Source organism: Pseudomonas weihenstephanensis (assembly GCF_001043055.1).
GTDB lineage: Bacteria > Pseudomonadota > Gammaproteobacteria > Pseudomonadales > Pseudomonadaceae > Aquipseudomonas > Aquipseudomonas weihenstephanensis.
In genome coordinates, this window is sequence record NZ_JYLF01000003.1 from 234463 (window position 1) to 247236 (window position 12774).

General features: G+C 59.5%; 14 protein-coding genes. 7 read left to right on the top strand and 7 right to left on the bottom strand.

The window, feature by feature from the left end; translation table 11 throughout:
- Nucleotides 1–6 precede the first annotated feature (6 nt).
- Genes TU86_RS08680 through TU86_RS08705 form a run of 6 tightly spaced genes read left to right on the top strand, consistent with a single transcriptional unit; the run spans nt 7 to nt 4819 of the window.
- Nucleotides 7–894 carry a cytochrome c oxidase subunit 3 gene (locus tag TU86_RS08680; RefSeq protein ID WP_048363890.1) on the top strand — a complete coding sequence of 296 codons (888 nt, stop codon included), beginning with the start codon at nt 7–9 and terminating at the stop codon, nt 892–894.
- A gap of 10 nt (nt 895–904) precedes the next feature.
- Nucleotides 905–1642 carry an SURF1 family protein gene (locus TU86_RS08685; RefSeq protein ID WP_048363891.1) on the top strand — a complete coding sequence of 246 codons (738 nt, stop codon included), beginning with the start codon at nt 905–907 and terminating at the stop codon, nt 1640–1642.
- Complete coding sequence (locus tag TU86_RS08690) at nt 1617–2210, top strand: hypothetical protein (protein ID WP_048363892.1); 594 nt, start codon at nt 1617–1619, stop codon at nt 2208–2210. Before TU86_RS08685 ends, TU86_RS08690 begins: the two co-directional genes overlap by 26 nt.
- Before the next feature lie 10 nt (nt 2211–2220).
- The gene (locus tag TU86_RS08695) at nt 2221–3291 is read left to right on the top strand and encodes a COX15/CtaA family protein (RefSeq protein ID WP_048363893.1); all 1071 of its coding nucleotides are present in this window, start codon (nt 2221–2223) and stop codon (nt 3289–3291) included.
- Nucleotides 3288–4187 (top strand): heme o synthase, encoded by a 900-nt coding sequence (cyoE, locus tag TU86_RS08700; RefSeq protein WP_048363894.1) that lies wholly within the window; start codon nt 3288–3290, stop codon nt 4185–4187. The genes TU86_RS08695 and cyoE overlap by 4 nt, the downstream gene beginning before the upstream one ends.
- Nucleotides 4184–4819, top strand: a complete 636-nt coding sequence (locus TU86_RS08705) for an SCO family protein (protein WP_048363895.1) — start codon at nt 4184–4186, stop codon at nt 4817–4819. Before cyoE ends, TU86_RS08705 begins: the two co-directional genes overlap by 4 nt.
- Before the next feature lie 91 nt (nt 4820–4910).
- Here the strand turns inward: TU86_RS08705 and TU86_RS08710 are convergent, their stop codons facing one another.
- The 3 genes from TU86_RS08710 to TU86_RS08720 all read right to left on the bottom strand — a co-directional run bounded on the left by TU86_RS08710 (nt 4911) and on the right by TU86_RS08720 (nt 7446).
- Nucleotides 4911–5681, bottom strand: coding sequence for a MetQ/NlpA family ABC transporter substrate-binding protein (locus TU86_RS08710; protein WP_048363896.1), 771 nt, complete (start codon nt 5679–5681; stop codon nt 4911–4913).
- 83 nt (nt 5682–5764) lie between these two features.
- Nucleotides 5765–6439, bottom strand: coding sequence for a methionine ABC transporter permease (locus tag TU86_RS08715; RefSeq protein WP_048363897.1), 675 nt, complete (start codon nt 6437–6439; stop codon nt 5765–5767).
- A complete protein-coding gene (locus TU86_RS08720) occupies nt 6439–7446 on the bottom strand; it encodes a methionine ABC transporter ATP-binding protein (RefSeq protein WP_048363898.1) in 1008 nt (335 codons plus the stop codon). The genes TU86_RS08715 and TU86_RS08720 overlap by 1 nt, the downstream gene beginning before the upstream one ends.
- Nucleotides 7447–7646: 200 nt before the next feature.
- Here TU86_RS08720 and katE point away from each other — a divergent pair, with 200 nt between their 5' ends.
- A complete protein-coding gene (gene katE / locus TU86_RS08725; RefSeq protein WP_082152879.1) occupies nt 7647–9839 on the top strand; it encodes a catalase HPII in 2193 nt (730 codons plus the stop codon).
- Between the two features lie 90 nt (nt 9840–9929).
- On the opposite strand, the gene TU86_RS08730 is transcribed toward katE, so the two are convergent.
- The 4 genes from TU86_RS08730 to TU86_RS08745 are packed head-to-tail and all read right to left on the bottom strand — an operon-like array spanning nt 9930 to nt 12735.
- Nucleotides 9930–10646 (bottom strand): PA5502 family lipoprotein, encoded by a 717-nt coding sequence (locus TU86_RS08730; protein ID WP_048363900.1) that lies wholly within the window; start codon nt 10644–10646, stop codon nt 9930–9932.
- Between the two features lie 37 nt (nt 10647–10683).
- Complete coding sequence (gene znuB, locus TU86_RS08735) at nt 10684–11472, bottom strand: zinc ABC transporter permease subunit ZnuB (RefSeq protein ID WP_048363901.1); 789 nt, start codon at nt 11470–11472, stop codon at nt 10684–10686.
- Nucleotides 11465–12253 (bottom strand): zinc ABC transporter ATP-binding protein ZnuC, encoded by a 789-nt coding sequence (gene znuC, locus TU86_RS08740; RefSeq protein ID WP_048363902.1) that lies wholly within the window; start codon nt 12251–12253, stop codon nt 11465–11467. The genes znuB and znuC overlap by 8 nt, the downstream gene beginning before the upstream one ends.
- Nucleotides 12253–12735, bottom strand: coding sequence for a Fur family transcriptional regulator (locus tag TU86_RS08745; protein WP_048363903.1), 483 nt, complete (start codon nt 12733–12735; stop codon nt 12253–12255). Before TU86_RS08745 ends, znuC begins: the two co-directional genes overlap by 1 nt.
- Nucleotides 12736–12774 lie beyond the last annotated feature (39 nt).

Consider the following 12774-nt stretch of genomic DNA (forward strand, 5'->3'; position numbering starts at 1 on the left):
CGCTCCATGGCAACCCCTGATCACTACTACGTCCCGGCTCAAAGCAAGTGGCCGATCATTGCCACCATCGGCCTGTTGGTGACGGTCTGCGGCCTGGCCACATGGTTCAACGACCTCAAGGCCACGCGTCCCGAGTCCCATGGCCCGTTGATTTTCTTTGTCGGCAGTCTGCTGGTGGCTTACATGATGGTTGGCTGGTTCGGGGCGGTGATCAAAGAAAGCCGCGCCGGGCTGTACAGCCCACAACTGGACCGCTCGTTTCGCTGGGGCATGACCTGGTTTATTTTTTCGGAAGTGATGTTTTTTGCCGCCTTCTTTGGCGCGCTGTTTTATGTGCGTCACTTTTCGGGTCCCTGGTTGGGCGGCGAAGGCAGCAAGGCGGTGGCGCATATGCTGTGGCCCAATTTCCAGTTTGCCTGGCCGCTGTTGCACAGCCCCGATCCGGTCCTCTACCCCGCGCCCAAAGACATCATCAACCCGTGGGGCTTGCCGCTGCTCAATACGGTGCTGCTGGTCAGTTCCAGCGTGACCCTGACCCTCGCTCATCACGCGTTGAACAAAGGCCAGCGCGGGGCATTGAAAGTGTGGCTGGGTCTGACGGTGCTGTTGGGGGTCGCGTTTTTGGGCTTTCAGGCCGAGGAATATATCCACGCCTATCAAGAGCTGGGGCTGACGCTGGGTTCGGGTGTATATGGCGCGACGTTCTTTATGCTCACGGGTTTTCACGGCGCTCACGTGACCATCGGCACCCTGATTTTGCTGGTGATGCTGATTCGCATTGTGCGCGGGCATTTTAATGCCGAGCACCAGTTCGGATTCCAGGCGGCGAGCTGGTACTGGCACTTTGTAGATGCAGTGTGGGTGGCGTTGTTCCTGTTTGTTTACGTGTTGTAAGCGGCCGGTCATGACGGCCTTTCGCCCAGGTCTGGTGCCCACGTTGGTGGTGGCTATGCTGTTGCCCATGTTGGTGTTGCTGGGGTTTTGGCAACTCCAGCGCGCAGAGCAAAAGCGCCAGTTGCTCGACACCTATGCCCAACACCGCAACGCTGCACCGCTCAGCGTGGAGCAATTGCTGAACAGCCCTGAGCCGGCGTTTCGACGGGTGCACTTGCGCGGTCATCTGGATGCGCAACACAGCCTGTTGCTGGACAACCGCATACGGGACGGCAAGGTCGGTGTAGAGCTGTTGCAACCGTTTCAGGACCTGGCCAGCGGTCAATGGCTGTTGCTCAATCGTGGCTGGATCGAGTGGCCGAGTCGGCGTACACCGCCTGTGTTCAGCACCCCCGATCAACTGCTGGAACTTGAAGGCTGGGTGTATGCGTCACCCGGTGCGCCGTTCCAATTGCACGCCGATCCGACGCACGCCCACTGGCCGCGCCTGATAACCGCCGTATTCCCGGCCAGGTTGTGGGCCGAATTGGGACGATCAGGTAGTGCAGAGGAAATTCGTATTCAGCCAGGGCCTGTGGCGTATCAAGCCGACTGGTCGGTGATTGCCACGGGCATGGGCCCGGAAAAACACACTGCCTATGCCGTGCAATGGTTCGCTATGGCGTTGGCCCTTTGCGGTCTTTATCTGTACCTCGGTTGGCATAACGCGCAGGAGAAACGCCATGGGAACGGCCATCAATCCGCCTGATACGGCTCGCACTCAGGCATCTGCTTCACGGCGGCGCGGGCGATTGCAACTGCTCCTTATCCTGTTGCTGACCCTTGGCCCGATGGTATTGGCCACGGGTATGTACAAGCTCAAGTTCTGGGTGCCCGACAGCCGCAGCTATCACGGTGAAATGATTGGCAATGGTCAGGGCCGCGCCGCGCTGGGTGTGCAAACACAGGAGTCACGCTGGCAATTGCTGGTGACGGCGCCGCGCACGTGCGCCGTGGACTGCCAGCAACTGGTGTACCTGGCGCGACAGATTCAAGTGGGGCTGGGGCGCGATGCCTCACGCGCGACCCATGCGTTGGCAATGGCCCAACCGCTGGCGGATGACTACGCGGCTCTGCTGCAACGTGAATACCCGCAACTTCAGCGCTACCCGCTGGACCTGCCGAGTTATACACAGGGCGCGCAAGGCAATGGCGCCGCGCAACTGTGGATCATCGACCCTCACGGCAATTTAGTGCTGCGCTACGACCCACGGGTGAAAGGCAAGGACGTGCTCAACGACCTGCGCCACCTGTTGAAACTGTCCAACATCGGATAGGAATACCGCCATGGCCAAAGCCGGATTTCGCCTCGCGTTGTTTGCCACCCTGCTGGCGCTGGTGGTGGTATTGCTCGGTGCTTATACCCGCCTGACCCACGCAGGCCTGGGTTGCCCGGACTGGCCCGGATGCTATGGCTTTATCAGCGTGCCCAACACGGACGCGCAGTTGGCCCATGCCGAGCTGCACTTTCCAGACACCCCCGTGCACGTCGAAAAAGGCTGGAGTGAGATGGTGCATCGCTATTTTGCGGGCACCTTGGCGTTAGTGATTGCCCTGCTGGCGGCGCGTGCCTGGCGCCAACGGCATGTGGCCGACCAGCCACTCAAGTTACCGGTGTTCATTCTATGGGTGGTGCTGGCACAGGCTGCGTTTGGCATGTGGACGGTCACGCTCAAGCTGTGGCCGCAGGTGGTGACGGGGCATTTACTCGGCGGTTTTGCGACCCTGAGCCTGCTGTTTTTACTGACGTTGCGTTTGTCCGGCGTGTTGCCCGCCCTCGCCGTGCCTCGGCGCTTACAGCGCTGGGCAACGGCCGGGCTGGTGTTGGCCATTGTGCAAATCGCACTGGGCGGTTGGGTCAGTTCCAATTACGCGGCGGTGGCCTGCGTCGATTTGCCGACCTGCCACGGTCAGTGGTGGCCAGACGCCGACTTTGCAAACGGTTTTCATCTTACCCAACACATTGGTCCCAATTACTTGGGCGGCCAGTTGGACAGCGATGCCCGTACCGCGATTCATCTCACCCATCGCCTGGGCGCACTGTTACTGACGCTGGTACTGCTGGGGCTGGCCTGGCAATTACGCCGCGTGGGCATGACGCGTCTGGCGGGGTTGCTGCTGTCAGCGCTGGCGCTCCAAATCTGCCTGGGCCTGAGTAATGTGCTGTTCGGTTTGCCGCTGGCCGTCGCAGTGGCACATAACGCGGGTGGCGCAGCGTTGCTGCTGACGCTGGTGCTGGTTAATTACCACGCGCGCACGGCGCTGGTCAGGGTTAAAGCCCCACGTCTGGCCCGTTGGCGTTTCAGCCCCCGGCGTCCGGCCCCCAGCCCGATCCTGCTCAAAGGAGAACTGCCATGACGACCTTGCTTGGCGAACGGCCGCGTCAGGCGTTGTGGCGTGATTATCTGGAACTGACCAAGCCCAAGGTGGTGGTGTTGATGCTCATCACCTCGCTGGTGGGCATGTTTCTCGCCACGCGCGCAGGTGTGCCGTGGACGGTGCTGGTGTTCGGCAACCTGGGCATCGGCTTGTGCGCGGGCGGCGCAGCGGCCGTTAACCATGTGGTGGACCGGCGCATTGATGCGCTGATGGCGCGCACTCAGCAGCGCCCGCTGGCGCAGGGGCGCGTGTCTGCTGCGTCGGCGTTGGCGTTTGCCCTGTTGCTGGCAGTCTGTGGGCTGGCGTTGTTACTGGTGTTCACCAACGCACTGGCGGCTTGGCTGACGCTGGCGTCTTTGCTGGGCTATGCGGTGATCTACACCGGCTTTCTCAAGCGCGCCACGCCGCAGAACATTGTGATTGGCGGGCTGGCCGGGGCTGCGCCACCGCTGTTGGGTTGGGTTGCCGTGACCGGGCATATCAGTGCCGAACCGCTGCTGCTGGTGCTGATCATCTTTGCCTGGACCCCGCCGCACTTTTGGGCGTTGGCCATTCACCGCAAGGCTGAATACGCCAAGGCCGACATCCCGATGCTGCCCGTGACCCACGGCGAGCACTACACCAAAGTCCACATCCTGCTGTACACCTGCATGCTGCTGGCCGTGAGCTTGCTGCCGTTTGTGATTCACATGAGCGGCGTGCTCTATCTGGCCTGTGCACTCGGGTTGGGCGCACGCTTTCTGCATTGGGCGTGGGTGCTGTACCGTGGCACCCTGCCGCACGCCGCGATCAACACCTTCAAGTACTCTATTTGCTACCTGTTTGCGTTGTTCATCGCGCTGCTTGTCGACCACTACTTAGTGTTGAACCTATGACTAAAACTCAAAAAACCGTCTATATCCTCGTTGCGCTGGTGGCATTGGTCATGGGCCTGACGTTTAACAAAATCATGTCGGGCAAAGGTCAGGCCGACAACACCACGCTGATCGATGCGGGGATCATCTTGCTGCCTCAGAGTCGCCAACTGCCGGACGTGAAAATGACCAACCAGGACGGCCAGCCGGTGGTGATGAATGAGCTGAAAGACAAGTGGAGCCTGCTGTTCTTTGGCTACACCTTCTGCCCGGACATCTGCCCGACCACCCTGGCCCAGCTGCGTCAGATCAAAAGTGAATTACCTAAAGAGGTGCAGGACAAACTGCAAATCGTGCTGGTCAGCGTCGACCCCAATCGCGATACGCCGCAGCAGCTCAAGCAGTACCTGGGCTACTTCGACCCGCAGTTTGTGGGCCTGACGCCCGGCTCCATTGAGGCGCTGCAAACGTTGGCCAACGCGGTGAGCATCCCGTTTATTCCGGCGGACACCAGCAAGCCGAACTACACGGTCGATCACAGCGGCAATTTGGCGCTGATTGGTCCGGACGGCACCCAGCGAGGTTTCATCCGCGCACCGTTCAACAACCAAAAGATGGTTGCCCAGTTGCCGGGGTTGGTTGAGAGGAAGTAAGTGGGGGTAAAAGTGTCTGTAGGCGCTGGCGCAGGCTGCGAGCTTTTAAAATCAACTGCTCGCAACCTGCACCCGCTTCTAGGGGCAGTGCTTAGAACGCCGGGACGATGGCGCCTTTGTATTTCTCAAGAATGAAGGCTTTCACTTCAGGCGTGTGCAGTGCGGCAACCAGCTTTTTCATGTCTGCCGAGTCTTTGTCGTCCGGGCGAGCCACCAAAATGTTCACGTAAGGCGAGTCGCTGCCTTCGATCACCAGCGCGTCTTTTTCCGGGTTCAGCTTGGCTTCCAGCGCGTAGTTGGTGTTGATCAGCGCCAAGTCAACCTGGGTCAGCACGCGCGGGATGGTGGCGGCTTCCAGTTCGCGGAACTTCAGGTTTTTCGGGTTTTCGGTGATGTCTTTGAGGGTGGACAGAATGTTGGTCGAGTCTTTGAGCTTGATCAGGCCCGCCTTGTCCAGCAGCAACAGCGCACGGCCGCCGTTGGTGGCATCGTTGGGGATCACCACGTTAGCGCCGCTTGGCAGCTCGTCCAGCTTCTTGTGTTTGGCGGAGTAAGCACCCAGTGGCTCAAGGTGAACACTGGCCACGCTGACCAGTTGCGTGCCTTTGGCCTTGTTGAATTCATCCAGGTACGGCTGATGCTGAAAGAAGTTGGCGTCCAGGCGCTTTTCGGCCACTTGTACGTTTGGCTGGATGTAGTCAGTGAACACCTTAACCTTCAAGTCCACGCCTTCTTTGGCCAGCGCGGGTTTCACAAACTCCAGAATCTCGGCGTGCGGCACGGGCGAAGCCGCCACGGTCAACGTGTCGGCTTGTGCCGAAAACGCCGCTACAGCGGCCACAGCAGCAAATAACTTCTTCATTCAGCAACTCCTTGTGAACACCTGACTTCAGGTGCCTGCCAGCCGCGAAGCTGGCGGTTACGTTTATTAACGAGAGGTCGCGCTTACTTGCGCGAAAAGTGCACCACCAGCCGATCGCCAACGGTTTGCAGAATTTGCACCAGAATCAGCAACAGCACCACCGTGACAATCATCACGTCAGGTTGAAAGCGCTGGTAGCCGAAGCGGATGGCCAAGTCGCCCAAGCCACCTGCGCCAACAACGCCTGCCATCGCGGTGTAGCCCACCAGCGTAATGGCGGTCACCGTAATCGCAGCAAAGATGCCGGGGCGTGCTTCGGGCAACAACGCATTGGTAATGATCTGACGCGTGTTGGCGCCCATTGCCTGAGTGGCTTCGATGATGCCACGGTCCACTTCACGAAAGGCCGTTTCAACCAGCCGCGCAAAGAACGGCGTGGCGCCCACCACCAGTGGCGGAATCGCGCCTGCCACACCCAGTGAGGTGCCGGTAATCAGCACGGTGAACGGGATCATGACCACCAGCAAAATGATGAACGGCAGCGAGCGCAGAATGTTCACCACAAACGACAGGCCTGCATACAGGGTCTTTTGTTCGAGCAACTGGCGCGGGCTGCACAGGAACAACAGGATGCCCAGCGGCAAACCGAGCAGCACCGTGAACAGCAGCGAGCCGCCGAGCATGATCATGGTGTCGCCAGTGGCCAACCAGATTTCGTACCAGTCGATATTAGAGAAGAAGCTCAAGAGGGTTTCCATTAGCGCAGCACCTCCATATGGACGTCGGCGGCGGTGAAGCGCGCGAAAGCAGCGTCCATGTCGCCACCGGTGATGGCGAGGGTCAGTTGCCCATAAGGGGTGTCTTTGATGCGGTCGATGCGGCCAGCTAGGATGCTGTAGTCCACACCGGTTTCACGGGCGATGGTGCCCAGCAAAGGTGCGTAGGTGGCTTCGCCCTGGAAGGTCAGGCGCACGATGCGGCCAGGCACGTGAGCGAAGTCGTCGCGCTGTTCGCTTTCGTCGACTTGCTCGTCTTCCTGCACAAAACGCCGGGTGGTCGGGTGCTTGGGGTGCAAGAACACATCGGCCACCGGGCCTTGCTCCACGATCTTGCCCGCATCCATGACCGCGACCACATCACACACGCGACGAATCACGTCCATCTCGTGGGTGATCAGGACGATGGTCAACTTCAACTCGCGGTTGATTTCGGCCAGCAATTGCAGCACCGAGGCCGTGGTTTGCGGGTCGAGGGCGCTGGTGGCTTCGTCACACAGCAGCACTTTGGGCTTGGTGGCCAGGGCGCGGGCAATCCCCACCCGTTGTTTTTGGCCGCCCGAGAGTTGCGCCGGGTACTTTTTGGCGTGGTCAGCCAGGCCGACACGGGCCAGCAGTTCAGCGACGCGCTGCTCGATCTCACTGCGCGACAGTTCGCCAGCCAGCGTCAGCGGCAGCGCCACGTTGTCAGCCACCGTCTTGGAGGCCAGCAGGTTGAAGTGCTGGAAGATCATGCCCACCTGCTGACGGAAACGGCGCAGGCCGTTGGCGTCCATCGCAGTGACGTCTTCGTTGTCGACGATGATCTGGCCACCGCTCGGTGTTTCGAGGCGGTTGATCAGGCGCAGCAATGTACTTTTGCCCGCGCCGGAGTGGCCAATCAGGCCAAACACCTGGCCGCTCTCGACACGCAAACTGGTGGAGTGCAGCGCGGGAATGTCCTTACCGGCGACCCGGTAAGTTTTATGAACGTTATGAAACTCAATCACGTAGCGAACCTTGTGGGGCGCGTAAAAAGAAGATCAGCGGTAAGCCGGGCGCGCATTTTAGCCTGTCCGTATAGAGGTTCTTAGCATTTATTTGTGCGCGAACCTTTGATTTGGCAATAAGACGATCAAAGGTCAGAAAAAAGGAACGCTGCCAAGGGCCGCCAGTCACTAGTGGAGCAACTCACTTCCCGTCTCGGGACATTTGTCTACAAAGCCCGGCCAATGGGGCTTTTGCCAACAAGGAGTTTAGTCTGATGAGCAGCAAAAAACCGTCTTCGAACAAGAGCCAGATGGCCGGAACCGACACCTTGGATCGTGGCAACACGAACGTCAAACTCGACAGCCTCCAACCTTTTCGTGACGACGCGACCGATCAAGCGCTGCGCACCAACCAGGGGGTGAAGATTGCAGACAACCAAAACACCCTCAAAGTGGGCGCCAGAGGCCCTTCGTTGCTGGAAGACTTCATCATGCGCGAGAAGATCACGCATTTTGACCATGAGCGCATTCCTGAGCGCATCGTGCATGCCCGTGGCACCGGCGCACATGGCTACTTTCAGACCTACGAAGCGCATTCGGCGTTGACCAAAGCAGGATTCCTGCAAGATCCGAGCAAAAAGACGCCTGTATTTGTGCGTTTTTCGACCGTGCAGGGGCCGCGCGGCTCCGGCGATACCGTGCGCGATGTCCGCGGGTTTGCTGTGAAGTTTTTCACCGACGAAGGCAACTTCGACCTGGTCGGCAACAATATGCCGGTGTTCTTCATTCAGGATGCGATCAAGTTTCCTGACTTTGTACATGCCGTAAAGCCTGAGCCGCATAACGAGATTCCTACAGGCGGTTCGGCGCATGACACCTTCTGGGACTTTGTGTCGCTGGTGCCAGAGTCTGCGCACATGGTGATTTGGGCGATGTCTGACCGGGCCATTCCCAAAAGCCTGCGCAGCATGCAGGGCTTCGGCGTCCATACCTTTCGGCTGATCAATGCTGAGGGTACGTCCAATTTCGTCAAATTCCATTGGCGCCCCAGCGCGGGCACCTGTTCGCTGGTGTGGGATGAAGCGCAAAAACTCGCAGGCAAGGACACCGACTTCCATCGCCGCGACCTATGGGACTCGATTGAAGTCGGCGATTACCCGGAATGGGAGTTGGGGGTACAGATCATTAGCGAGGCGGACGAGCATAAGTTCGAGTTCGACATCCTTGACCCTACCAAGTTGATCCCCGAAGAGTTGGTGCCGATCACCCCGCTGGGCAAGATGGTGCTCAACCGCAACCCCGACAATTACTTTGCCGAGACCGAGCAGGTCGCCTTCTGCCCCGGTCATATCGTGCCGGGGATCGACTTTTCCAACGACCCGTTGCTGCAAGGTCGACTGTTTTCCTACACCGATACGCAGATCAGCCGTCTGGGCGGGCCCAACTTTCATGAGATACCCATTAATCGCCCGGTAGCGCCCTTCCATAACAACCAGCGCGATGCGCAACATCGCAGCACGATTCATACCGGTCGGGCATCTTACGAGCCGAACTCCATTGATGGTGGCTGGCCGAAAGAAACACCGCCGGCTGCACGCGATGGGGGGTTTGAAAGCTACCCGGAACGCATTGATGCGAACAAAATTCGCCAGCGCAGCGACTCGTTCAGCGATCATTTTTCGCAAGCGCGGCTTTTTTTCCACAGCATGAGCAAGCATGAACAAGAGCACATCATCTCGGCGTACAGCTTTGAGTTGGGCAAGGTCGAGCGTGAGCACATTCGGGCACGCCAAGTGAATGAGATTCTGGCCAACATGGATCTTGAGTTGGCCAAGCGTGTGGCCGACAACCTCGGGCTGCCTGCACCCAAGGCGGGCACGGTAGCCGCACGCAAAACCAGCCTCAGTCAGTCGCCCGCGTTGAGCCAGGTCAACTTGTTGCCGGGCAATATCAAAACCCGAAAAGTGGCGATTCTGGCGGCCAACGGTGTTGATGGTGCGGCGATTGAGGCCATCAAACAGGCGCTGGCGGCAGAGGGCGCGCACGCCAAATTACTGGGGCCGACTTCGGCGCCAGTGAAAACGGCCGAAGGCAAGTTGTTGCCTGTGGATGCGTCGATGGAAGGTTTGCCTTCGGTGGCGTTTGACGCGGTGTATGTGCCGGGCGGTGCGGCCTCAATCAAGGCGCTCAGCGGCGACGGGGTGGCTTTGCATTATTTGCTGGAAGCCTACAAACACTTGAAGGCGATTGCCTTGCACGGCGAAGCCAGCCAGCTCCTGGACGTGCTGCATGTGCAGGCGGATGAAGGGTTGTTGGTGCTCAAGGACGCCAAGGACGTTAAAGCGTTCTTTGCCGCCATTGGCCAGCATCGGGTATGGGCGCGGGAGCCGAAGGCTAAGGCGATTCCGGCGTGATGTAGCACTGTTTAACGGAGGGGGCAGGCTGCGATCGATCAAAAGATCGCAACCTGCGGCCACCCGCAGGACCTGACGGGGCGCGCGGATTTAGGGTTTGCTGGGGATCAGCACCATTTGCGCCGGTACGTGGCGCACGATCTGGCGTTCAAGCTTGAGGTCGAAATCCGGGTTGAGCTTTTTAACGCGTTTGCTGATCAGCGTGGCCAGCCAAGGGTAGTCAGCCGTGCGCGGCACCTGCAAGGTGACGCCACATTGGTAATTGACGATATCTTGCGCGATCAAGTCCAGTTGATGGCGAAGTTTCTTAATATCGGCGATGTTCAACGCCACCGTGGTGCTTTCGGCGGCGGGATCGATGACTTTGGCCGGTGGGCGCGCTTCGGCAGCCTTCAGGGCGGCTTCGGCTTTGTCCAGTTCGGCCTTGCGTGCATGGGCAATGGCACTGTTGACGCCGCTGGTCAGTGCAGGCGCCTTGGGCATCAAGGTGCGGGCACGGCTGAGCGCCGTGGCGGCTGCATTCACATCGCCCTTTTGCAGGAAGATCTGGCTGCGTTGCAAGTAGGCTTCAGCCAATTGGCGCTGGTACTGCACCCACTGCGGGTCGTCCGGGGTTTGGGCTTGCAAGGTCGCCAATTCGTCTTCGGCGGTGGCAAGTTCGCTGCTGGCCAGGTTTTGCTCCAGCTGAGCGATGGCCGCAGCACGTTGTTGCTGCGCGATCTGGTCGGCAGTCGGTGTGCTTTGGCAAGCACCCAGCAGCACACAAAATGCGGCCAGGAGCCTATATCGATAGTTGAACAGCTTCATTCCTGCGGCTCTCTAAGTGCGCAAAAAACGAGCAAGTCTACACCCCTCGACGGGGCAGAACAAAACTCAGCAGAAACAGTGCAGCGGCACACACCACAATTGACGGCCCGGCGGGCGTGTCTTTGAACCATGACAACGCCAGGCCACCACACACGGCCACTATCCCCAGCAAACTGGCGCCCAACGCCATCTGTTCAGGTGAACGGGCGTGACGTTGCGCAGCGGCCGCCGGGATAATCAGCAGCGAGGTAATCAACAGCACCCCGACGATTTTCATCGCGACCGCAATCACGACGGCAATCAACAGCATCAGGGTCATGCGCAATGCGGCAACCGGCAAGCCTTCAACGGTGGCCAGCTCCTCGTGCACTGTAATGGCCAGCAGCGGTCGCCACAATGCGACCAATAGCGCCAGTACGGCGGCGCTGCCGCCGATGATCCACATCAGGTCTGTGGGGCTGATCGCCAGCAGGTCGCCAAACAGGTAGGCCATGAGGTCGATCCGCACTTCATGCATGAAGCTTAGTACGACCAGCCCGAGGGACAAGGTGCTGGGTGCGAGAATTCCGAGCAGCGTGTCGGAAGCCAGTGGCTGACGTTGCTGCAACGTGACCAGCAAGATGGCCAACAGCAGGCAACCGACGGTCACGGCAATGGTGGGGCTGATGTCCAGCAAAAAGCCCAGGGCGACGCCCAGCAGGGCGGCATGGGACAACGTGTCGCCGAAGTAGGCCATGCGGCGCCACACCACGAATGAGCCCAGTGGGCCTGCGACCACCGCCAACGCCAAACCTGCCAGCAGGGCGTAAAACAGAAAATCAGCCATGCTTGCAGCCTTCTCCATGAACGTGTGCCGGTGCCGGTGTGGCACCTTCGTTGACCACCGAGCCATGCAAGTCATGGGCGTGGTCGTGATGGTGGTGATAAATCGCCAGGCTTTGTGCGTTTTTGCCGAATAGCTCAACGAATGCAGGGTCGCCGCTGACCTGTTCCGGGTGGCCCGAGCAGCAGACATGGCGGTTGAGGCACACCACCTGGTCGGTGGTGCTCATGACCAGATGCAGGTCGTGAGACACCATTAACACGCCGCAGCCATGACGATCACGCAGGCGGGTGATGAGCGCGTACAGCTCGGACTGGCCTGCTACGTCGACGCCTTGCACCGGTTCGTCGAGCACCAGCAGTTCGGGTTTGCGCAACAAGGCGCGGGCCAGCAGGACACGCTGCATCTCGCCACCCGAGACACTTTGCACCGGGCTATCGATGACCTTCTCGGCACCCACTTCTTTGAGTGCGTCCAAGGCTTGATCGCGATCAACGCCTGGCACCAGTCGCAAAAAACGCAGCACCGACAAGGGCAGCGTCGGGTCAACGTGCAGCTTTTGCGGCATGTAACCCACGCGCAGTTTGGGTTTGCGCCATACGCTACCGCTCGTCGGTTTCAGCAACCCGAGCACCGCCTTGACCAATGTGGTCTTACCGGCGCCGTTGGGGCCAATCAGAGTCACGATCTGGCCCGGCTCAACCGTTAGCTCGATATTGTCCAGCACGTTTTGCCCGGAGTACGTCACGGTGACGTGTTCAAGACGAATCAACGCAGTGCTCATCAGGCCTCCCGGCAACCCGAACAAAGCCCGACCACTTCGACGGTCTGGCCTTCGACAGTAAAGCCGACATCGCGTGCGCTGTTGACGATGGCGTCACTGATGGACTTTTGTTCAAGTTCAATGGCCGCGTGGCAGGTGCGGCAAATCAGGAATTGACCCTGATGCGGGTGCTCAGGATGGCTGCACCCCACAAACGCATTGAGTGACGAAATGCGATGCACCAGGCCGTTTTCCAGCAGGAAGTCCAGTGCCCGATAAACGGTCGGCGGCGCGGCGCGGCGCCCGTCCTGTTCGCTGAGCACGGCCAGAATGTCATAGGCGCCCAGCGGTTTGTGGCTCTGCCACACCAGTTCCAGGACACGCTTGCGCAGCGCGGTCAGGCGCAGGCCCTTTTGCGCGCACAAGGTATCGGCCTCGCTGAGGGCGCTGTGAACGCAATGGGAATGGTCGTGAGGACGGCTGGCAAGCGGCGTAATAGGCATGGGCGGCGACGATCTTTGAGAGAGACGTTATTATGTTAC